Raw genomic sequence first — 24,856 nt, 5'->3', positions numbered from 1 at the left:
GTCCGAAGGAGCCGTTCCGGGAGTGGCCTGCGCGGTTCTTCTAAGAGTGACTAAGTGACATCTAGGTACAAAGCCTATCTATAAAGAATCTCTAAACCGGGAGTGTGTCGATGTGAGAGAGAATACCAACGAGAAATATGGATTAACGCAAGCCCAGCGCCGAATATGGTTCATGGAAATTATGAATCCGGGAACGTCCATCACGATGCTTTCCGCGACCTACCAGATTACGGGCGAGATCAACGCACAGCTTCTGGAGCAAGCGGCGGCAGAGATCGTCAAAACCTATGACGTTTTCCGAATCCGCATTAGCGGGGATTTGCAAAATCCAACGCAGTGGTTCGAAGAGCCGGAGAATGTCCAAGCTAGGATAAGCCGCCTCGAAATAGGCACAACCGAACAATTCTATGCTTGGGTGAAAGAAGTAAGCGAAAAACCGGCCAGCGTGTTCGACGAACACCTCCACCAATTTACGATTATCCATTTTGCGAACGGCCAAGTATGGCTCAATTTGACGGTAAATCATATTATCGCCGACGGCTTGTCCGTCAATGCTTTGCTGCATGCGGTGATGGAAAAATACCTGGAACTGCGCAAAGGCACCTACAGCAGTTACCAGGCCCCTTCCTATCTGGATTATATTTCTGCGGAGCGTGAATATGAGCAATCGCAGCGTTATCAAAAAGGCAAGGAATACTGGCTGACGAAGTACAACACTTTGCCTGAAACGACCGGCATTAAATCGTATCCGCCATTCTCGATCGGCAGCGAATCCAATAAACTGGCCATCACTTTGGACGGTTCCCGGTATGAACGCATTCTGGCCTTCAGCGAACAATATCAGGTCAGCTTATATACGTTATTTCTGTCCGCTATGTACGTCTTATTGTACAAGCTGACCGACAGCACCGATGTTCCGGTCGGCACGGTTTTCGCCAATCGCACCAGCAAGAAGGAAAAAGAAACGATCGGCATGTTCGTCAGCACCGTGGCTACGCGGATTCGTCTGAATCCAGACAAGCACGTGCTTTCCTTGATCCAAACGGTTTCCAAGGAAAATACGGCGGATCTGCGGTATCAGAAATACCCTTATAACCAATTGATCCAGGATTTACGCGAACAACACGGCCGCAACGATCTTTCGGGGCTGTTCCGTACGTCTCTAGAATATCTGCCTTTGAAAATCGTGGAGTACGAAGAAATCAAGGTACGCCTGGAGGCTCACTTCGCTAGGCACGAGATGGACGATTTGCTGCTGCGCTTCGATCATATGTTGAATGAAGGCCATGTAATTCTCCATGCTTCCTATCGTACCGGCCTGTTCGAGACGGCCGAGATTGATCGGATTATGGAACAGTATGTAACCGTTCTGGACCAGTTTCTTCAGACTCCCGAACTGCCGGTACGCGAGATTTCTCTGCTGAGCGATGAGGAGAGACACCGCATTCTCAACGTTTTTAACCCGCCGGTGGCAGGGCTTAGCGAGGGAGAAGCGTTTCATCGGTATGTTGAAAAGTTTGCCCGGGAAATTCCAGATCATCCGGCAGTCGTCTACATGGACAAACAGCTGACCTACGGCGAATTGAACGAACGCGCCGAGCGGCTGGCTTCTCTCCTTCGCGAACAGGGCGTGGGAAGGGAGACGATTACGGGGATCTGGGCAGAGCGTTCGGTGGAACTGCTGGTCGGGGTGCTCGCCGTTTGGAAAGCCGGCGGAGCCTATGTACCGCTGGACCCCGATTATCCGGCGGAGCGGATTGAGTACATGCTCAGCGATAGCGATGCATCGGTGCTGCTTACGCAGCGTCATCTGTTGGAGCGGGCCAGAGGTTGGTTGGCCGATGACCGGCTGAAGCTTCAAGCTGTCTATGCCATGGACGATGAACAGATTTATAACGGGGATGCCTTAGCCGTGGAATTTGAATCTGCCGGCAGCGCCCCGCAAGACTTGGCTTATGTGATTTACACCTCGGGTACGACGGGACGCCCGAAAGGCGTCATGATCGAGCACGGTAGTCTCGTGAATACGGCGGATGCGTACCGTCGCGAGTACCGGTTGGATCAGTTTCCGGTGCGGCTGCTGCAGCTGGCCAGCTTCTCGTTTGACGTGTTCGTCGGAGACATCGCGCGGACGCTGTATAACGGAGGCACGATGGTGATTGTGCCGAAGGATGACCGGATTGATCCGAACCTCTTATACGGCTGGATTCGGGACCAAAACATTACGGTATTCGAATCGACGCCTGCGCTCATCCTGCCGTTCATGCAGCATATTTATGAAGAAGGGCTGGACGTTAGCTCCATGCAGTTGCTGATTACCAGCTCGGATGCTTGCAGTGTCACCGATTACCGATTGCTGCAGGAAAGATTCGGCGGACAATTCCGCATCATCAACAGCTATGGCGTTACCGAAGCGGCCATTGACAGCAGCTTTTACGGTGAGCCGCTGGATAAGCTGCCGCCGTCAGGTCATGTGCCGATCGGCAAAGCTTGGCTAAACGCCCGGTTTTACATTGTCGATGCCGCATTAAAGCCGGTTCCTGTAGGGGTTCCGGGCGAGCTTGTCATCGGCGGCGCCGGGGTGGCGCGCGGGTACTGGAACCGTCCGGACCTAACCGCCGAGAAGTTTGTGGACAGCCCGTTTGTGCCGGGCGAACGTCTGTACCGGACAGGCGATTTGGCCCGCTGGCTGGAAGACGGCAACGTCGACTTCATCGGCCGGATCGACTATCAGGTGAAAATTCGCGGGTTCCGGATCGAACTCGGCGAAATTGAAACGGCCCTGCTGCGTTTTCCGGGCGTCAAGCAGGCTGTGGTGACCGACCGTACGGATGAGCAGGGGCAGAAGTATTTGTGCGGCTACGTGACGGCGGATGCTTCCTTGCAGCTGAGCGATCTGCTGTCCCAATTGAAGCAAGAGCTGCCGGCCCATATGGTCCCGGCCCGGTTGGTGTCTCTTGATAAGCTTCCGCTCACGCCGAACGGCAAAATTGACCGTAAAGCGCTGCCTGAACCGACCGGAGAGGTAGAAGCAGACCGTGAGTATGTGGCTCCTCGCACAACGCTTGAAACAAGACTTGCTCTCATTTGGCAGCAGGTGCTGGGTATTGCGCGAGTTGGAGTCCAAGACGATTTCTTTGACTTGGGTGGTCATTCCTTGCGGGCCTCCACGCTGGTTTCCAAGATTCGGAAAGAGCTGCAAGTCGAGGTTCCGCTGCGGGAAGTTTTCCGCTACACCACGATCGAACAGCTGGCCCAAAGAATCGGCGGTTTAAGGCAGCAGGAGACGTATGAGATTACAAAGGCGGCTGAGGCTGAGTACTATCCGGTTTCATCCGAGCAAAAGCGTCTGTACATCCTACGCCAGCTTGACGGGGCCGAGCGCAGCTACAATATGTCGGCGGCGCTTCTTCTCGAAGGCAAGCTGGACCGCACGCGCGTCGAGCACGCGTTCCGGGCGCTGATTCAGCGCCATGAGACGCTGCGTACCGGGATCGAGCAGGTTCAAGGCGAGCTTGTTCAGCGCATCTATGATGAGGTGGAGTTTGCTGTCGATTATTTCCAGGCGAGCGAGCGGGAAGTGGACCAAGTGGTGGAAGCTTACTATCACCCGTTTGATGTAACCAAGCCGCCACTTCTCCGCATCGGCCTGATCGAAGTCGCCGAGGATCGCCACATTCTGCTGTTCGATATGCACCATATTGTCTCGGACGGCATTTCGACAGCGCTGCTCTTCGACGAGTTCAGCCGCCTGTATCGGGGCGAGGAGCTGGTCCCGCTGCGCATTCAATACAAAGATTATGCCGTTTGGCAGCATTCCGAAGCTTACGGGCAGATGCTCCAGCCGCAGAAGGAGTACTGGCTGGAACAGCTGTCGGGCGAGCTGCCGGTCTTGGAACTGCCGACGGACTTCCCGCGGCCTGCGGTGCAAAGCTTTGACGGCCGGACCGTGAAGTTTTATATCGGGAAAGAGCGGACGGAGAAGCTGAAAGAGCTGGCGGCGCGGACGGGGACGACCCTGTACATGGTGCTGCTGTCGGCTTACTCCATCCTTATGCATAAATATTCGGGTCAGGAAGATCTGATTGTCGGAACGCCGATTGCCGGAAGAACGCAGGAAGAAGTGCAGCCGATCGTGGGGATGTTTGTCAACACGCTGGCCATTCGCAGCCGTCCGGAGCGTTCCAAGCCGTACCTTTCGTACCTGGAAGAAATCAAGGACATCACGCTCGGGGCTTTCGAACACCCAAATTATTTGTTCGAAGACTTGGTGGAAAGTCTTCACATTCCACGCGCGACCGGCCGGAATCCGCTCTTTGATACGTTCTTCGCCCTGCAAAATACGGAAAACGAGCAAATTGTCATCGAGGGGCTGGAGCAATCGTTTTATCCGCTGGAAAACCGAACATCCAAGTTCGAGCTGCTCCTGGACATTTCGGAGCTGGACGGTCAGCTCGAATGCCGGTTGGATTACGCTACGGCTTTGTATAAACAGGAGACCGCGGAGCGGTTCGCCAGACATTATGACAAGCTGCTGGAAACCATCGCAGCAGCGCCGGACGGGGATATTGCCTCGCTGGAAATGCTCACAGAGGAGGAAATCCGCGAGTTGGTGGGCGGTTTCAACGATTCGGAGGCGGACTACCCGCGGCAGCAGACGATTCACGGCTTGTTCGAAGAGCAGGCGGAGCTTTACCCGGACAACGTAGCCGCCGTCATGAACGAGCGGCAGCTGACATACCGCGAGCTGAACGAGCGATCCAACCGCCTTGCGCGGAAGCTGCGGGAGACGGGAGTAGAAGCGGACCAACTGGTAGCGATTCTGGCCGAACGCTCGCTCGATATGGTCGTCGGCATTCTGGCGATTCTCAAAGCGGGCGGAGCATACGTGCCTGTCGATCCCGACTACCCGGAGGAGCGTATCCGCTTCATGATCGAGGATTCGGGCGCGCCGTTATTGCTGATTCAAAAGCATCTGCACGAGAAGACCGACTTCGCAGGAACGCGCCTCGAATTGGACGATTACGTTTGGGGTGACAGAGGGGCGGACTCCGCCGATGCACTGGACGCTTCGAACCTGGAGCCGATTTCCGGACCGGGCAACCTGGCCTATGTCATCTACACGTCGGGAACGACCGGCAGACCGAAAGGAACGCTGATCGAGCATAAGAACGTCGTGCGGCTCCTGTTCAACGACAAGAACCTGTTCGACTTCGGGCCGTCCGACACGTGGACGCTGTTCCACTCGTTCTGCTTCGATTTCTCCGTCTGGGAAATGTACGGAGCGCTGCTGTACGGAGGCAAGCTGGTCATCGTACCGCCGCTCACGGCGAAAAATCCGGCCGATTTCCTGGCGCTACTGGGCCGCGAACAGGTCACGATTTTGAACCAGACACCAACGTACTTCTACCAGCTGCTGCGTGAGGTCTTGGCGGACCATCCGTACGATCTGCGGATTCGCAACGTCATCTTCGGGGGCGAAGCGCTGAGTCCGCTGCTGCTCAAGGGCTTCAAGACGAAGTACCCGGAGACAAAGCTGATCAATATGTACGGCATTACCGAGACGACGGTTCACGTGACGTATAAGGAAATCACGTGGGTCGAAATGGAGGCGGCGAAGAGCAATATCGGCAAGCCGATCCCGACGCTGAGGGTGTACGTCCTGGATGAAAACCGCCGCCCTGTGCCGATCGGTGTAGCGGGCGAAATGTACGTGGCCGGGGAAGGCCTTGCGAGAGGATACCTGAACCGTCCGGATCTGACGGCGGAGAAGTTCGTCGATTCCCCGTTTGCGGAGGGGGAGAAGCTGTACCGCTCGGGCGACTTGGCAGCTTGGCTGCCGGACGGCAACATCGAATACCTAGGCCGGATCGATCATCAGGTGAAAATCCGCGGGTACCGGATCGAGTTGGACGAAATCGAGACGCAGCTTCTGAACGTCGAGGGCGTGGAAGAAGCGGTGGTGCTCGCCCGTCAGGACGGCGGGGGAGAGAAGGCGCTTGTCGCCTACTTTGTGGCGGACCGGACGCTGACGGTCAGTGAAATGAGAACCTCGCTGGCCCAGGGAATGCCGGGGTACATGATCCCTTCGTACTTCGTGCAGTTGGAGCGCATGCCGCTGACGACCAACGGCAAAGTGGACCGCAAAGCGCTGCCGGAGCCGCAAGGTGGCTTACAAACGGGCGTCGAATACGTAGCGCCGCGTAACCGGACGGAGTCCCAGCTTGTGAAGATCTGGGAGGAAGTGCTGGGCTACTCCGGCATTGGAGTCTTGGACAATTTCTTCGAGCTCGGCGGCCACTCCTTGCGGGCGACGAACCTTGTCAGCAAGATTCGGAAGGAAATGAACGTCGAACTTCCGCTGCGCGATGTGTTCCGCTGTATGACGGTAGAGTCGATGGCCGGGGCTATTGCCAGCTTGGAAGAAACGCGGCACAGCTCGATTCCGAAAGCGGAAGAGAAAGCGTACTATCCGGTTTCCTCCGCGCAAAAAAGGCTGTACGTCCTGCACCAACTGGATGGCTCAGAGCTGAATTACAACCTCCCAAGCGCCTTGCAATTGGAAGGGGCTTTGAACGAGGCCAAAGTGGAAAAGGCGCTGACTACTTTGGTGGCCCGGCACGATATGCTGCGTACCGGTTTTGAAATCGTGAATGGGGAGCCGGTTCAGCGTATTCATCCGCTCGTAGCTTTCAAAGTCGAGAAGCTTCAAGCAAGCGAAGATCAGGTTGCGGCCATTCTTGAAGGCTTCATTCAGCCTTTTGACTTGACCCAGCCGCCTTTGCTGCGCGCCCTACTGATCGAACTGGAGAAAGAGAAATTTCTGCTCGCGCTGGATATTCATCATATTGGTTCCGACGGCCTTTCCATGGACGTGCTGCTGCGCGAATTCGTGCGGCTTTACAATGGGGAGGAATTGCCGGAGCTGCGGATTCAATACAAGGATTACGCCGTTTGGCAGCAATCCGAGGAGCAGCGCCAGCGCATCAAACGGCAGGAGGAATACTGGCGCGGGGTATTCAGCTCCGAGCTTCCGGTTCTTGAGCTGCCTCTCGACTTCTCCCGCCCGGCCGTTCAGCAGTTTGACGGTCAAACGCTCACGTTTACGCTGGATGCGGAGAAAAGCGAAGCTCTCAAACGGCTTGCCGGCGATTCGGGGGCGACGCTGTACATGCTTCTGCTAGCTGCGTACTCCGTATTGCTTCATAAATACGCGGGACAGGAAGATATAGTGGTTGGCACTCCGATTGCCGCCCGTTCTCACGCCGACCTGCAGCCGATTATCGGCATGTTCGTCAATACGCTGGCCCTTCGCTTGGCCCCGGTGGCGGAGCGGACGTTCCTGGATTACTTGCAGGAAGTGAAGGAAACGACGCTTGGAGCCTACGAGCACCAGGACTATCCGTTCGAGGAGCTGGTGGAAGCTCTTCAGGTGAGCCGGGATTTAAGCCGGAATCCTCTGTTTGACACCATGTTTTCTTTGCAAAAGCACGAAAGCTTGGATTTACCCCTGGAAGGTTTGAAATGGTCGCTGTTCGACATCGAGGAAAAGACGGCAAAGTTTGATCTTAGCTTTGATATCGTGGAAGCTGATAACGAGCTGGTTTGCAAGATCGAGTACGCTACCTCGTTGTTTAGACAGGAAACGATGGTACGGCTGGCGGGTCATTACGAGCAGCTTTTGGCGTCGATCCTGGCTCAGCCGGGTGCGCGGATTTCGGATTTGGATATCTTGACGGACAGCGAAAAGCATGATTTGCTGGTCGGGTTTGACGTGTCGTCTTCGGCTCTTGCGAAGCAACCCGCCGCAGAGGGTACAGGTTTGGAAGCGGATGAGTCGTGGAGAGAGAGAACGTTCCACGAGCTGTTCGAGGAGCAGGCGGAGCGCACTCCGGGAGCGCTGGCGGTTGTCTACGAAGACAGCAAGCTGACGTATGCGGAGCTGAACGCCAAAGCGAATCGTCTGGCGTTTGCACTGCGGGAGCGCGGGGTGAAGCCGGAGCAGGTGGTCGGCATTCTGGCCGGCCGTTCGGCGGAGCTGTTGATCGGGGTGCTCGCCGTATGGAAAGCGGGTGGCGCTTATGTGCCGCTCGACCCGGACTATCCGGCGGAGCGGATCGAGTATATGCTCGCGGACAGCGGGGCGTCGGTGCTGCTCACGCAGACCCGCCTGCTGGAGCAGGCGGAAGCTTGGTGCAGCGACGGAGCTCTAGTGCTGCAAACGGTGCTTGCGCTTGACGACGCCGCGACGTACAGCCTCGGCGCGTCGGAAGCGGCTGTGGGCGTACAAGCTTTGGGCGAAGCAGGCGCAGAGGCGGAGGCTTTGGCGCAAGCGGAAACGGCTGCTGCCGAAACGTCCGCCACGGCAGAAGCCGAGAAGAACGTACTAGCGGCGGATCTCGCATCGAATCCGGCGAATGTGAACAAGCCGCGCGATTTGGCTTACGTGATCTATACGTCGGGAACGACGGGCAAGCCGAAGGGCGTGATGATCGAGCACCGCAGCCTGGTGAACACGGCGGCGGGCTACCGGCGGGAATACCGCCTGGATCAGTTCCCGATCCGGCTGCTGCAGCTCGCCAGCTTCTCGTTCGACGTGTTCGTCGGCGACATTGCGCGGACGCTGTACAACGGGGGCACCATGGTCATCGTGCCGAAGGACGACCGGATTGATCCAACCCGCCTCTACGGCTGGATTCGCGACTACGCCGTGACGGTGTTCGAATCGACTCCGGCGCTGATCGTGCCGTTCATGGAGCATGTGCATGCCGAGGGTCTGGACCTCAGCTCGATGCAGCTGCTGATCACAAGCTCGGATGCGTGCAGCGTAGCGGATTACCGCACCTTGCAGGAGCGCTTCGGCTCGCAGTTCCGTATTATTAACAGCTACGGCGTAACGGAAGCGGCGATTGACTCCAGCTTCTATGACGAGCCGCTGAAGAAGCTGCCGAAGACGGGTAGCGTGCCGATCGGCAAAGCTTGGCTGAACGCCAAGTTCTACATCGTGGATGCGAATCTGAAGCCGGTGCCGATCGGGGTGTTGGGCGAGCTGGTTATCGGCGGAGCGGGTGTGGGCCGCGGTTACTTGAATCGCCCGGATTTGACGGCGGAGAAATTCGTAGACAGCCCGTTCGCCGCTGGGGAGCGGCTGTACCGGACGGGCGACCTGGCGCGCTGGATGCCGGACGGCAACGTGGACTTCATCGGCCGGATCGACAACCAGGTGAAAATTCGCGGCTATCGGATCGAGCTTGGTGAAATTGAAGCGGCCATGAAAAATTTTGCCGGCGTGCGTCAAGCGCTTGTCATCGACCGGACGGACGAGCGGGGGCAGAAATATTTGTGCGGGTATGTCGTAGCGGATTCCAGCTTCGATCTGGAAGGGCTTGTGGCCCATCTGGACGCCGCGCTGCCTTCCCATATGGTGCCTTCGCGCATCATGCGCCTGGATCAATTGCCGCTTACGCCGAACGGGAAGATCGACCGTAAAGCGCTGCCTGTACCGGAAGGAAGCATTCGTGCCGAGGCTGCATACACGGCACCTCGTACTCCTGCCGAGCAAGCACTTGCGTCGGTCTGGCAGTCGGTGCTGGGCGTGGATCAGGTCGGCACGATGGACAATTTCTTTGCGCTCGGCGGCGATTCGATCAAGGCCTTGCAGGTATCGTCCCGTCTTTTGCAAACGGGGTACAAGCTGGTCATGAAAGATTTGTTCCATTACCCGACGATTTCCGCCCTTAGTTTGCAGCTGCAAACGGCGGAGAGAACGGCAAGCCAGGCCGAAGTGACGGGAGAGGTCATCTTGACCCCGATTCAGCGCTGGTTCTTTGAACAAAATCCGGCCGACGTGCATCACAGCAACCAGGCGTTCATGCAGTTCTCCAAGCAAGGCTTTGACGAAGAAGCTTTACGTCAAGCGGTGCGTCAGCTTGTCGTGCATCACGATGCTCTCCGTACGGTTTACCGCCAAACCGAGAATGGCTATATCGCCTGGAACCGCGGCGCCGGGGAGAACGAAGCGCTGTTCGATCTGGAATTTGTCGATTTCAAGGGAGTCGGCGACGTGAAAGAAGCGGTAGAGGCTAAGGCAAATGACATTCAAGCGAGCATCGATCTGGAAAACGGTCCGCTGGTGAAGCTCGGCTTGTTCCGCTGCGACGACGGCGACCACCTGCTCATCGCGATCCATCACTTGGTCGTAGACGGCGTATCCTGGCGGATTCTGCTTGAGGATTTTGCTGCCGGCTATGAGCAGGCGCTGCAAGGGCAGCCGATCCGTCTGCCGCTCAAAACGGATTCATTCCAAACGTGGGCGAAACAGCTCGCTGATTATGCGAACGGTCCGGCGATGGAAAGCGAGAGAGAGTACTGGCAGCATATCGAGCAATTGACCTATGAGCCGCTTCCGAAAGATTTTGAACAAGGCAGATCCAAGCTGAAGGACAGCGGGCTCGTGACCGTTCGCTTGACGGCGGAGGAAACCGAACAGCTGCTGAAGCAGGCACACCGTGCTTACCATACGGAAATGAACGATTTGCTGCTTGCCGCGCTTGGCCTCGCGATACAAGCTTGGAGCGGCCGGGAACGCGTGCTGGTGAATCTCGAAGGCCACGGCCGGGAAGATATTTTGCCGGATGTGGACATTACGCGCACGGTAGGCTGGTTTACAAGCCAATTCCCTGTCGTTCTGGAGCCGGGTCACGCCCAGGCGCTCGGTCATCAGGTGAAACAGGTTAAAGAAAGCTTGCGCCGCATTCCGAACAAAGGAATCGGCTACGGCATCCTGCGTTATTTGTCGGCGCCGCGTGACGGCGAGCGCTTCGCTTTGGAGCCGGAGATCAGCTTTAACTATTTGGGTCAGTTCGACCAGGATTACGAAAGCAGCGGCTCGCGGCCGTCTCCGTTCAGCCCGGGCTCCGATTCAAGTCCGAATGCAGTGATGGATTATGTCCTCGATATCAACGGTATGGTGTCGGAAGGAGTGCAGGAACTCACGATCCGTTATGGGGAAACCCAGTATAAACGGGAAACGATAGAGCGCCTGGGTACCCTGCTTCATTCGAGCTTGCGTGAAGTCATCAGCCATTGCGTATCGAAAGAGCGGCCGGAGCTTACGCCTAGCGACGTACTGCTTCAAGATGTGACGGTGGAGGAACTGGAGCGGCTGGCCGAACATACGGCGGCGCTCGGCGAACTGGAGAATGTATACACCCTGACTCCGCTGCAAAAAGGGATGTTGTTCCACAGCCTGCTGGATGCCGATTCGGAAGCTTACTTCGAACAGGTGACCTTCGATCTGTGCGGAAGCCTGAATGTCGAAGCCTTCACCCAAGGATTGGATACGCTGGTGCAGCGGAATGAGGCGCTGCGGACCAACTTTATTACCGGCTGGAGAGACGAGCCGATTCAAGTGGTATTCCGCGAGCGGAAGTGTGAAGTGTACTTCGAAGATATTCGCTCGGTAAGCGATGAAGACCCGGAGAAGACGATAGCCGATTTCGTCAGCGCGGATAAAGCGAACAAGTTCGATTTGGCCCGAGGCTCTCTTATGCGCGTGACAGTTTTGCGCACGGGCGACGAGTCCTACCATGTGATCTGGAGTCACCATCACATTTTGATGGACGGCTGGTGCATGTCCTTCATGATCAAGGAAGTGTTCGACACCTACTTCGCGTTCCAAGAGAAGCAGACGCTGGAGCTTCCTCCGGTTACCTCGTACTCCCGGTATATCGAATGGCTGGAAGCTCAAGATGCCGCGAAAGCTTCGCGTTACTGGTCCGAGTATTTGGCGGGTTACGATCAGCAGACCAAGCTGCCCCAGGAGAAAACGCAGCTGAAGCAGGGCCATTTTGAAGCGGCTGAAATCGATGTGGAACTCAGCAAGGAACTGACCGGGCAAATCGAGCGGGTGGCGCGCCAGCAGCAGGTGACGCTCAATACGTTCATGCAGACCGTATGGGGACTGGTTTTGCAGGTATACAACAACAGCGAGGATGTCGTATTCGGCTCCGTCGTATCCGGGCGTCCAGCGGAAATTCCGGGCATCGAAAGCATGATCGGCCTGTTTATTAATACGATCCCGGTCCGTATTCAAGGCAAAGCCGGGGAGACGGTAGCCGATATCTTGAGAAAAACCCAGGATCAAGCGCTGGCATCGGGAGCTTACGAAACGTTCCCGCTGTTCGAAATTCAGTCGCTGAGCGAGCAAAAGCGAGACTTGATCAACCATATCATGGTCTTTGAAAATTATCCGATGGAAGAACAGATTGAGCAGGTCGTCGGCGGAGACCAAGAAGCGCTGAAAATCGCTAATATCCAGTCGCCGGAGCAAACGAACTACGACCTAGACATTACCGTCATTCCGGAAGAGCATATTTTGCTGCGGTTTACGTACAATGCGCTGACGTTCAGAGAGGAAGACATCAGGCTGATCCACGGACATTTTGCCCAAGCACTGGAGAAGGTTGCGGCTAACCCGAACATCCGCGTGAATCAGTTGGAGCTTTTGACGGCGGCGGAAAAAGAGCAAATTCTTGGCGCGTTTAATCCGGCGCAGCCGGAAGCGGCTCCTGCGGCCGCGTTCCACCGGCTGTTTGAGGAACAGGCGGAGCGCACGCCGGAAGAGGCGGCCGTCGTGTACGAGAACGACCGGCTGACGTATGCGGAGCTGAACGAGCGGGCGAACCGCTTGGCGGCTACGCTGCGCGCAAGTGGCATCGGCCGGGAGACGATCGTCGGCATTCTCGCCGAGCGTTCGGTGGACTTGCTGGTGGCCGTGCTGGCCGTCTGGAAAGCGGGCGGGGCGTATGTGCCGCTGGACCCGGATTATCCGGCGGAGCGCGTGCGGTTCATGCTTGAAGACAGCGGAGCGAAGGTACTGCTGACGCAAACGCCGCTGCGAGAGCGTGCTGAAGCCTGGCTTGGCGAAGAGGAGCTGGCGCTGGCGGCGGTGCTGTACCTGGACGACGAAGCGTCGTACAGCGAGGAGCGGGCGAATGCGCCGATTGGCTCCGGCATAGTCTCCGGCAAGCTGACGGATGCTGTGGACGACGGCGATGAGAGCCATCAGAATATTGGCACCGACAGCTTCCATGAAGCCCGTCCGGAGGAACTGGCGTACGTGATCTATACGTCGGGAACGACGGGCAAGCCGAAGGGCGTGATGATCGAGCACCGCAGCCTGGTGAACACGGCGGCGGGCTACCGGCGGGAATACCGGTTGAACCAGTTCCCGGTGCGGCTGCTGCAGCTCGCAAGCTTCTCGTTCGACGTGTTCGTGGGAGATATCGCGCGGACGCTGTACAACGGAGGCACGATGGTGATCGTGCCGAAGGACGACCGGATCGATCCGTCTCGTCTGCACTACTGGATTGAGCGGGAGCAGGTCACCATCTTCGAATCGACGCCGGCGCTGATCGTGCCGTTCCTGGAGTACGTGCACGAGCAGCGGCTGGATATGAGCTGGATGGAGCTGTTGATCACGAGCTCGGACAGCTGCAGCGTGGCGGATTACCGGACCTTGCAGGAACGCTTCGACTCGTTGTTCCGGATCATCAACGCATACGGCGTGACGGAAGCGGCGATCGACTCCAGCTTCTACGACGAGGAGCTGACGAAGCTACCGCAGACAGGTAATGTGCCGATCGGTAAAGCGTGGCTGAATGCGAAATTCTACATCGTGGATGCGCATCTGAATCCGGTGCCGGTCGGGGTGCTGGGCGAGCTGGTCATCGGCGGAGTCGGAGTGGCGCGCGGGTACTTGAACCGTCCGGAGCTGACGGAAGAAAAGTTCGTAGACAGTCCGTTCGCCGCGGGCGAGCGGCTGTACCGCACGGGAGACTTGGCGCGATGGATGGAGGACGGCAACGTGGACTTCATCGGCCGGATCGACAACCAGGCGAAAATCCGGGGGTACCGGATTGAGACGGGCGAAGTCGAAGCGAAGCTGCTGAGTGTAGGTGGCGTGAAGGAAGCGGTCGTCGTCGTCAGGGAAGATCAAGAAGGTCAGAAAGCTTTGTGCGCTTATTATACAGCGGAAGAAGGCTTGACGGCGTTGGACCTGAAGCGGGCGATTGCCAGCGAGCTGCCGGGGTACATGATCCCGTCGTACTTCGTGGAGATGGAGCGCCTGCCTCTGACGCCGAACGGAAAGATCGACCGGAAGGCGCTGCCAGCACCGGAAGGGGGAGCAAGCGCAGGCCGCGAATACGTGGCGCCGCGCACCGAACTTGAGGCGAAGCTGGCCGCCATTTGGCAGGATGTACTTGTTCGGGAGAAGGCGGTAGGCGTAACGGACAACTTCTTCGACCTCGGCGGACACTCCCTGCGGGCGACGACGCTTGTCAGCAAAATGCATAAGGAGCTAGGCGTTGAATTCCCGCTTCGCGACGTATTCCGCTACTCGACGGTTGAGGAAATGGCCGCGGCTATGGAGCGGCTGGAGATCGGCTCGTTCACGGCTATTCCGGCTGCGGAACCTAGCGAGTATTATCCGCTCTCTTCCGCTCAGAAACGTCTCTATATCTTGAACCAGCTGGAAGGAGCCGAGCTGAGTTACAACATACCGGGAGCTATGCTACTCGAAGGAGGGCTCGACCGGCAGCGGTTTGAAGAAGCGTTCCGCGGGCTCGTAGCTCGTCATGAAACGCTGCGTACCGGCTTTGAGATGGTAAAAGGCGAAGCGGTTCAGCGGATTTACGAAGAAGTCGCCTTCCAGGTGGAATATGTGCAGATCAGCGGGGAGCAGGCGGAAGAAACGGTGCGCCAATTCGTTCGTCCGTTTGATCTAGCGAAGCCGCCACTTCTGCGGGTAGGCCTTGCCGAACTGGCGCCGGACCGGCACATTCTAATGTTCGATACGCATCATATCGTATCCGACGGCGTTTCGATTGACGTACTGATCGAAGAGTTCGTCCGCTTGTACAGCGGGGAACAGTTGGAGCCGCTCCGCATTCAATACAAAGATTATGCGGTATGGCAGCAATCGGACGAGCAGAAAGCTCAGCTTGCCAAGCAGGAAGCCTACTGGCTCGACATGTTCCGCGGAGAGCTGCCGGTTTTGGAATTGCCGACGGACTATCCGCGCCCGTCTATGCAGAGCTACGAGGGCCGCACGCTGCAATTGTTTATGGATAGCAAGAAAAGCGAGGGTCTGAAACGGCTTGCAGCCGAGAACGGCGCAACGCTTTACATGGTTCTGCTTGCTGGTTATACAATATTATTGCATAAGTATACAGGGCAAGAAGACGTGGTGGTCGGTACGCCGATTGCGGGAAGAAATCACAGCGACGTTCAGCCGCTGATCGGGATGTTCGTCAATACCCTGGCCATCCGCAGTTATCCGGCTGCCGGTAAGACGTTCCTTGACTACTTGAAGGAAATCAAGGAGACGACGCTGGGCGCTTTTGAACATCAGAATTATCCGTTTGAGGAACTGGTGGATAAAGTGAACGTGGCTCGCGATTTACGCCGCAATCCGCTATTCGATACAATGTTTGCTTTGCAGAATACAGAGAATTTGGAAATCCAGCTTCCCGGACTCCATTTGTCGACGTATGCCAGCGAAGAAATTGTTTCTAAATTCGATCTCAGCTTGGACGTCACGGAGATCGAGGAAGGCTTGGAATATCTGTTTGAATATGCTACTGCTCTTTATAAAACCGAAACGGTGGAGAAATTGGCCGCTCACTACTTGCAGCTGCTTGAATCCATTCTCCGCAACCCGACGGCGACTATTGCCGAGCTGGGCATTTTGACACCGGCGGAAAAAGAGCAGATTCTCGGCGCGTTTAACCCGGCGCAGCCGGAAGCGACTCCTGCGGCCGCGTTCCACCGGCTGTTCGAGGAACAGGTGGAGCGCACGCCGGAAGAGGCAGCCGTCGTGTACGAGAACGACCGGCTGACGTATGCGGAGCTGAACGAGCGGGCGAACCGCTTGGCGGCTACGCTGCGCGCAAGCGGCATCGGCCGGGAGACGATCGTCGGCATTCTCGCCGAGCGTTCGGTGGACTTGCTGGTGGCCGTGCTGGCCGTCTGGAAAGCGGGCGGGGCGTATGTGCCGCTGGACCCGGATTATCCGGCGGAGCGCGTGCGGTTCATGCTTGAAGACAGCGGAGCGAAGGTGCTGCTGACGCAAACGCCGCTGCGAGAGCGCGCCGAAGCCTGGCTCGGCGAAGAGGAGCTGGCGCTGGCCACGGTGCTGTACCTGGATGACGAAGCGTCGTACAGCGAGGAGCGGGCGAATGCGCCGATTGGCTCGGGCAGGGTCTCCGGCAAGCTGACGGATGCTGTGGACGACGGCGATGAGAGCCATCAGAATATTGGCACCGACAGCTTCCATGAAGCCCGTCCGGAGGAACTGGCGTACGTGATCTATACGTCGGGAACGACGGGCAAGCCGAAGGGCGTGATGATCGAGCACCGCAGCCTGGTGAACACAGCGGCGGGCTACCGGCGGGAATACCGGTTGGATCAGTTCCCGGTGCGGCTGCTGCAGCTCGCAAGCTTCTCATTCGACGTGTTCGTGGGAGATATCGCGCGGACGCTGTACAACGGAGGCACGATGGTGATCGTGCCGAAGGACGACCGGATTGATCCGTCTCGTCTGCACCACTGGATTGAGCGGGAGCAGGTCACCATCTTCGAATCGACGCCGGCGCTGATCGTGCCGTTCCTGGAGTACGTGCACGAGCAGGGGCTGGATATGAGCTGGATGGAGCTGTTGATCACGAGCTCGGACAGCTGCAGCGTGGCGGATTACCGGACCTTGCAGGAACGCTTCGGCTCGTTGTTCCGGATCATCAACGCATACGGCGTGACGGAAGCGGCGATCGACTCCAGCTTCTACGACGAGGAGCTGACGAAGCTACCGCAGACAGGTAATGTGCCGATCGGTAAAGCGTGGCTGAATGCGAAATTCTACATCGTGGATGCGCATCTGAATCCGGTGCCGGTCGGGGTGCTGGGCGAGCTGGTCATCGGCGGAGTCGGAGTGGCGCGCGGGTACTTGAACCGTCCGAAGCTGACGGAAGAAAAGTTCGTAGACAGTCCGTTCGCCGCGGGCGAGCGGCTGTACCGCACGGGAGACTTGGCGCGGTGGATGGAGGACGGCAACGTGGACTTCATCGGCCGGATCGACAACCAGGCGAAAATCCGGGGGTACCGGATTGAGACGGGCGAAGTCGAAGCGAAGCTGCTGAGTGTAGGTGGCGTGAAGGAAGCGGTCGTCGTCGTCAGGGAAGATCAAGAGGGTCAGAAAGCTTTGTGCGCTTATTATACAGCGGAAGAAGGCTTGACGGCGGCGGACCTGAAGCGGGCGATTGCCAGCGAGCTGCCGGGGTACATGATCCCGTCGTACTTCGTGGAGATGGAGCGCCTGCCTCTGACGCCGAACGGAAAGATCGACCGGAAGGCGCTGCCGGCGCCGGAAGGGGGAGCAAGCGCAGGCCGCGAATATGTGGCGCCGCGCACCCAACTGGAGGCGAAACTGGTCGCCATCTGGCAGGACGTGCTCGGGTCGGTCACGATTGGCGTGACGGACAACTTCTTCGACCTCGGCGGGCACTCCCTGCGGGCGACGACGCTGGTCAGCAAGGTGCACAAGGAGCTGAGCGTGGACCTGCCGCTGCGCGATGTGTTCCGGCACTCGACCATCGAAGCGATGGCCGAAGCGATCAGCCAATTGGAGCGGCAGGAACACCTCTCCATTCCGGTTCTGGATAAGAGGGATTACTATCCGCTTTCCTCCGTGCAAAAACGGCTGTACATCCAGCAGCAGATGGAAGGCGCCGAGCTTAGCTACAACATGTCCGGCATGACGGTTCTCGTCGGGCGCTTGGAACGGAATCAATTCGAGGCGGCGCTCAAAGGATTGATAGCTCGTCACGAAATTTTGCGAACCGGCTTCGAAATGGTCGACGGCGAACCGGTACAACGGATTTATCCGGACTTGAAGTTTGCCGTCGAGTATACGAAAGCGACGGAAAGTGAAACGAAGAGCATCGTAGATGGCTTTGTGCGCGTCTTTGATTTGGAGCGGCCGCCGCTGCTACGTGTGGGCTTAGTCGAATGGGAAGCGGAACGGCATCTGCTCATGCTGGACATTCATCATATCGTCACAGATGGCATGTCGATGGGCATCTTCGTCGAAGAGCTGCTGCGCCTGTATAACGGCGAGACTCTGGAACCGCTTCGGATTCAATACAAGGAATTCGCCGCTTGGCAGCAGTCCGAACCTGTAAAAGAGCGGCTGAAACGTCAGGAAGCCTACTGGCTGGACGTGCTGGAAGGCGAACTGCCGACGCTTGAACTGCCTACGGACTTTGTCAGACCTGCCGCTCGCAGCTTTGAGGGAGATGTGCTGCCTTTCAGCATCGACAAGCAGATGACCGACAGCTTGCAGCGCATCGCCGATGAGAACGGTGCCACCCTTTATATGGTGTTATTGGCGGCCTATTCAATCTTGCTCAGCAAGTACTCGGGACAAGAAGACTTCATTGTAGGCACGCCGGCTTCGGGCCGCACACATGCCGACCTGGAGCCGCTCATCGGAATGTTTGTCAACACTTTGGCGATTCGCCATTATCCGTCCGGGGAGAAGACGTTCCTCGCTTACTTGAACGAAGTCAAAGAAACGATGCTGGGGGCCTACGACCACCAGGATTATCCGTTCGAGGAGCTTGTGAAAAAGCTGCAGGCGCCGCGAGATCAAAGCCGCAATCCTGTATTCGATGTCATGTTTGTTCTGGAAACCAAGGAAGATAACGTTCAAAGCTTCGGGGATATCAAGATCGAATCTTATCCGGAAACTCATACGGTTTCCCAATTTGATCTTACCTTGGTCATTTCGTTGCTGGATGAGGGAATGAACGGGCAGTTTGAATATGCAACCAAGTTGTTTACGCGCAATCTGATCGACAATTTCGCTCAGGACCTGCTCGTGATCATCACCCAAATTTGCGAACAGCCTTCGGTGCTGTTGAAGGATATTTCCCTGAACGGGCAATCCGAACAGGAGCAAGATGTGCTAGAGGCCATTGATATTATTTTCTAATCCCTTACCCGGTTTGGGTGTATGCCGTATTTCTCTCGGTACACATCCTGCCGGGTGTTTTTTTCCAAATGAAAGGGAAAAAGGCGTACGCTATAGCAAACTTAAAGCTCTAAATATAATTTTAAAAAACCTAAATTTTTTCAAGTTGTGGTTTAAAATGCACTGCTACTCGCGCAGATAACTAGAGCGTTTACGCAGAGTGAGGGCACCGCGGCCAAAGAACTCTATATTCCTGTCGTTCGCTTCATGTAGCCTACGGAGCGAAAGAACTGTGGGCCAAATCCAAGATGGCATGCACACATCATGAGCCGCTACGCTGGCGCTGCACTATTTTAAAACTCAGGGAAATCTAAACATAGTAAAGTTTAATATTTAATTTGCCAAGTGGTTGTGTGATCACTATTATTATATAATTTTACATATAAAGGAGGTGAAAGTAAGAAAACACGGAATATGGTTCACATGAGTGATGCACTGCAACAGAGAATCGACCGACAAGCAGGTGTAGAATGCAAATATAAAAATTGTAGGAGGTAAAGTATGTTTAAGTTTAGTAAGAAAATGTTAACGGTAGTTCTTGCAGCTTCCATGAGTTTTGGAGTGTTTGCAACAACCTCAAGTGCAGCGACAGACTACTGGCAAAATTGGACCGATGGCGGCGGGACCGTCAATGCTGTTAATGGATCAGGCGGTAATTACAGCGTAACATGGAAGGATACCGGGAATTTTGTTGTCGGCAAAGGCTGGACTACTGGATCGCCCAACAGAACGATTAACTACAATGCCGGTGTCTGGGCGCCGTCCGGTAATGGATATTTGGCTCTCTACGGGTGGACGAGAAACGCACTCATCGAATATTACGTCGTTGATAGCTGGGGTACTTATCGACCTACCGGAACGTATAAAGGTACAGTGACCAGTGATGGGGGCACATATGACATCTACACAACAATGCGATACGACGCACCTTCCATTGAAGGCCAAAAAACGACGTTTATTCAGTACTGGAGTGTTCGACAGACGAAGAGACCGACCGGGGGCAACTCCACGATCACTTTCAGCAATCACGTGAAGGCATGGGCGAGCAAAGGAATGCATCTGGGGAACAACTGGTCTTACCAGGTGTTAGCAACAGAAGGATATCAGAGTAGTGGGAGCTCTAACGTAACGGTGTGGTAACCACTCAACTGCAAACTGTTCAACGAACGGGAGCGATTGGCATTTCTTCACGGGGAAAGCAGGATGAGGGCTTAAAACCGTATTACAACATAAACAAGGAAATAACGCCGGAGACAAATACTTATCTGGAAACTGTATACGAAAACCCAACGAGTTAGGAATTTGCGATATGTCTGGCAATGTAAGGGAATGGTGTTGGGATTGTTACGGAGACTAAAGGGATACGGTAGTTAATGAAACAGCGACAGTTGAGGACGAGTTCTCGTCCACGGCTGTCGCTGTTTTATGTATGAGTTAACATAATACCCAAGGTTGTCGAAATGGTGAGGAGAGGGTATAGTTTATATGTATGTATTTTGTTCGGGAAGAGGTTCATATGGCAACAATTCACGATGTGGCGTTAAAAGCGGGCGTGTCGGTCACTACAGTATCCCGTGTAATGAATAACCGGGGCTATATCAGCGAAACTACACGCAAAAAAGTGTTCGATGCAATGGAAGAGCTTAATTATCAACCGAATGAAATAGCACGATCCCTGCTACGCAAGCAGTCCAATATTATCGGCCTTATTATTCCCAATGTCTCGCATCCTTTCTTTAGTGAGCTTGCTAATCAGGTGGAGTACTATGCCTATCAGCAGGGGTGCAAGGTTCTACTCTGCAATTCACATATGGATCCCGTGAAGGAAAAAGTGTATATCGATATGTTGAAACGAAACCGGGTAGACGGCATCATTATGGGGAGTCATACCCTGGAGGTAGAAGAGTACCGACATTTGAATTCACCGATTGTGACATTTGACAGGCAGATTGACCCGTATATTCCGTACATATCTTCGGACAATTATCGCGGAGGCGAGCTGGCCACGGAGCTGCTCATTCGCAAAGGGAGCCGGAAAATTGCACATATATGTGGAAATCTGGAGCTGAACATGCTGTCCAATGAGCGGACTAAAGCATTCAAAGATGTTGTGGACAGGCATAGTATCGAGCATGTGATCGTTCAAACGGACTTGAATGTGTTCGACCAAAAGGAGTACGAGCGAATGATCTCCAAACTCGTTCATGAACATCCGGATGTGGATGGGGTGTTTGCTACAAGCGATATTATTGCCGCTTTTGCATTGAAAGAATATATCCGCGCCGGACGGCATGTGCCGGAGAATGTGCGTATTGTAGGCTTTGATGACGTAAGCGCTGCTTCCTGGCTGACGCCTGAACTTACATCGGTAAGACAGCCAATTGCAGAGATCGGTAGACTGGCGGTCGAGCTGATTCGTAGACAGGCAGAGGGAGAGCAGGTACAGCCTGTTAATCGGCTGCCTGTTGAACTGATTGAACGTGCAACGACCTGAATGAAATCTGTTCCTCTAACAAGGGGAACAGATTTTTTTTAAAAGAATGTTAAAGGTTTAACATGTCAAACGATTGACAGAGATTGAATCTTTGACATATAATCCGTTTGTAAGCGTTTTATTTAAGAGTACAGCAGCCATTATAGAAATAGGGGGATGACAACAGTGAGGAAATTCAAAAGAGTTCAATGGATGGTAATGCTGCTTCTTTTGGTTATGGTGGTGTCTGCATGTGGCGGCTCCGGAGGAGGAAGTAATTCGGCTTCTGGAGGGGGATCAGCGGATGCGGGAAATGTGAAAATTACACTTTTGAACTCTAAAGGTGAAATCCTTTCACAACTGGAGGATGCCGCCAAGGCGTTCCAGAAAGATAATCCCGGCATCACTGTTGAAATCCAGCCGGTTCCGACCGGTGGCTCGCCTTTTGAGCGTGCCTCTGCATTGTATGCATCCGGAAACCCGCCAACCATGACCATGCTAGATACAGGTGATGTGGAGAAATTCAAGGACCGTATCCTCGACTTAAGCGGAGAGAAGTGGAATAAGGACATTGTTGAAAACGCTACCACAGCTACGACGGTTGACGGTAAAAATTACGCGTTTCCGCTGGCTGTTGAAGGCTACGGATTCATTTATAACAAAGCGGTTGTTGATAAAGCGGTAGGCGGAAGCTTCGATCCCACTACAATTAAAACTCGAAATGACCTTGAAAAACTGTTTCAACAAATCGAGGCATCCGGGAAGAAAGCATTGGTGATTTCGCCAATGGACTGGTCCCTAGGTGCTCATTATTTGCCACTTGCTTATGCAGGCCAGAACAAAGACATGGCTGAAGTGGACAAATTCATAGCATCACTGAAAGCGGGCCAGGCTAACTTGGCTACCAATCCAGTATTTAACGGACTTATGGATACATTCGACGTCATGATGAAATACAATATCGATCAGGCTTCCCCACTGGCAGGTGCTTATGAGCGTGGACCGGAGTTGCTCGGCAAAGGCGAGGTTGGCATTTGGTTCATGGGCAACTGGGCATGGCCGCAAATCAGCGGTTTTGATACCGCTAACAAAGAATATGGTTTCTTGCCTGTACCCATCAGCAACAATGCCGATGACTACGGCAATCAGGAGATTTCATCCGCTGTTTCCAAACGTATTGTCATTGACAAGGAGAAGAGTACGCCGGAACAACAAGAGGCAGCGAAGAAGTTCCTGAACTGGATCGTTTATGATGCGAAAGGTCAGGATTTCCTCGTAAACAAAGCGAACATTATCCCGGCGTTCAAAAATATTACACTGCCTGCGGCCGATCCACTTGGCAAGTCCATCCAGGATTATATTGCAAAAGGCAAGTCAGAGCAGTCGATGAGCTTGCTGCCTGCCGACCACTGGTCTAAGCTAGGATCTTCCATGCAAAAATATCTGGCGAAACAGGGCGATCGCGCAACACTGGCTAAGGAAATCGAAGACTACTGGAAAACCGTAAAATAAGGCTTATTGTCAAATTACCCGGAAATAGAGAGAGAAATCCGAAACAAAGAGAGGGATCACCATGATTGCGGAAAAAGGAGTATGGAACCGGCTACGGACACGGCTGCTGTTCACCGGGCCAACCTTGTTTGCCTTCATAACGGTAATGATCATTCCATTCTTGTACGGCATTTATTTGACGTTCACAAACTGGGATGGTATTTCCACGACACTATCGCTGGTTGGCATCCAAAACTATCTGGCCGTTTTTCGGGATATTGAGTTTTGGAAATCGTTCGCCTTGACGCTCAAATATGTATTTTATACCGTTGTTCTTATCAATGTTATCGCTTTTATGCTGGCTTATGTGCTGACTAAAGGGTTAAAAGGACAGAGCATTTTCCGGGCAGGATTTTTCCTGCCCAACCTTGTCGGCGGCATTGTACTCGGTTTTATATGGCAGTTTATCTTCAACAACGTGCTTGTCTATTTGGGACAACATGCCGACATTCAGGCGCTCAGCACGACTTGGCTGGCTGATCCTGACAAAGCGTTCTGGACACTCGTGATTGTAACCGTGTGGCAGAACGCGGGTTACATGATGGTCATTTATATTGCAGGATTGACGGGTGTACCGAATGATATTATGGAGGCTGCAAGCATTGATGGGGCGAACAGCTGGACCAGACTGCGGAAAATGGTGCTGCCCTTGATGGTTCCTTCTTTCATCGTATGTATATTTTTGTCCCTGCAGCGTGGGTTTATGGTCTATGACGTCAACCTCGCGCTCACGAAAGGCGGACCGTTCAGTAGTACTCAAATGGTGTCGATGCATGTGTATGAAAAGGCATTCCTTTCCCGTGATTATGGTGTGGGCCAGGCTGAAGCATTCGTGCTGTTCCTGATGGTTGCTCTCATCACTCTGCTTCAGGTTTATTTTAGTAAGAAGTTGGAGGTGGAGGCGTAATGGCAAGCAAAAAAATCGCTTCCTCCATGATCAAATTCATTGTGCTGACAGTGATACTCATATTGTTCATCGTACCGTTCGTCTTTCTGTTGATCAATTCGTTCAAGGAAAATATGGCCATTACCTCGAATCCGTTATCGCTTCCAGAGAGCTTCAATATGGCCAACTATATGAATGCATTCGATAAAATGAATTATATCGCTGCCTTCACCAACTCATTGGTTATAACGGTGTTAAGTGTCTTGTTCATCTCACTGTTCGCGGCGATGACGGCTCATTATTTTGTCAGAAACAACACCAAGTTCAACCAATATACATTTATGCTGATGGTAGCTTCCATGATCATCCCATTCCAGGCCATCATGATTCCATTGGTGAAAATTTACGGCTCACTTGATCTACTGAACAGCAAGTGGTCGCTGATTTACATGTATATCGGTTTTGGCAGCTCGCTGGCTGTTTTCATTTATCATGGATTCGTAAAGAGTATTCCGAAGGAACTGGAGGAAGCGGCGCTAATTGACGGCTGCACACGGATTCAGACATTCTTCAGGATCGTGTTTCCGGTATTGATGCCCACGACGGCCACTATTTCTATTCTCAATGTACTGTGGATCTGGAATGATTTTCTGCTGCCTTCCCTCATTCTGGTTGATCCTGAGCAGAGGACACTTCCGTTGTCCACGTACAACTTTTATGGGACCTATACAGTGGACTATGGTCCATTGATGGCAAGTTTGGTACTGACGATATTTCCGATCATTATCATCTATTTGTTCGCCCAAAAATATATTATTCAGGGTGTTATGCAAGGTTCGATTAAATAACTGTAGGA

The 24,856-nt window shown here is 54.4% G+C and carries 6 protein-coding genes and 1 pseudogene; all 7 read left to right on the top strand.

Annotated features, from left to right (window positions below):
• The first annotated feature begins 112 nt into the window (after positions 1-112).
• On the top strand, positions 113-19,051 hold the full coding sequence (locus PPM_RS22915; protein ID WP_016324739.1) for a non-ribosomal peptide synthetase: 18,939 nt from the start codon (positions 113-115) through the stop codon (positions 19,049-19,051).
• 540 nt (positions 19,052-19,591) lie between these two features.
• The gene (locus PPM_RS22910; protein WP_013373220.1) at positions 19,592-20,230 is read left to right on the top strand and encodes a glycoside hydrolase family 11 protein; all 639 of its coding nucleotides are present in this window, start codon (positions 19,592-19,594) and stop codon (positions 20,228-20,230) included.
• A gap of 103 nt (positions 20,231-20,333) precedes the next feature.
• Positions 20,334-20,444 (top strand): annotated as a pseudogene (locus tag PPM_RS28830) (SUMF1/EgtB/PvdO family nonheme iron enzyme); the annotation flags it as partial.
• A gap of 135 nt (positions 20,445-20,579) precedes the next feature.
• Complete coding sequence (locus PPM_RS22905; RefSeq protein ID WP_013373218.1) at positions 20,580-21,584, top strand: LacI family DNA-binding transcriptional regulator; 1,005 nt, start codon at positions 20,580-20,582, stop codon at positions 21,582-21,584.
• A gap of 165 nt (positions 21,585-21,749) precedes the next feature.
• Complete coding sequence (locus PPM_RS22900; protein ID WP_013373217.1) at positions 21,750-23,075, top strand: ABC transporter substrate-binding protein; 1,326 nt, start codon at positions 21,750-21,752, stop codon at positions 23,073-23,075.
• Between the two features lie 61 nt (positions 23,076-23,136).
• Complete coding sequence (locus PPM_RS22895; RefSeq protein ID WP_013373216.1) at positions 23,137-24,021, top strand: carbohydrate ABC transporter permease; 885 nt, start codon at positions 23,137-23,139, stop codon at positions 24,019-24,021.
• Positions 24,021-24,848 carry a carbohydrate ABC transporter permease gene (locus PPM_RS22890; protein ID WP_013373215.1) on the top strand — a complete coding sequence of 276 codons (828 nt, stop codon included), beginning with the start codon at positions 24,021-24,023 and terminating at the stop codon, positions 24,846-24,848. The genes PPM_RS22895 and PPM_RS22890 overlap by 1 nt, the downstream gene beginning before the upstream one ends.
• The last annotated feature ends 8 nt before the right edge of the window (positions 24,849-24,856 follow it).

Origin of the sequence: Paenibacillus polymyxa M1 (genome assembly GCF_000237325.1) — a bacterium.
Taxonomy (GTDB): domain Bacteria; phylum Bacillota; class Bacilli; order Paenibacillales; family Paenibacillaceae; genus Paenibacillus; species Paenibacillus polymyxa_C.
This window is presented reverse-complemented; position numbering and strand designations above follow the sequence as displayed.

Bases quoted from the DNA above. Each gene is read 5' to 3' on its own strand.
- PPM_RS22910 (WP_013373220.1), top strand. From the start codon at position 19,592: ATGTTTAAGTTTAGTAAGAAAATGTTAACGGTAGTTCTTGCAGCTTCC.
- PPM_RS22905 (WP_013373218.1), top strand. From the start codon at position 20,580: ATGTATTTTGTTCGGGAAGAGGTTCATATGGCAACAATTCACGATGTG.
- PPM_RS22895 (WP_013373216.1), top strand. From the start codon at position 23,137: ATGATTGCGGAAAAAGGAGTATGGAACCGGCTACGGACACGGCTGCTG.
- PPM_RS22890 (WP_013373215.1), top strand. From the start codon at position 24,021: ATGGCAAGCAAAAAAATCGCTTCCTCCATGATCAAATTCATTGTGCTG.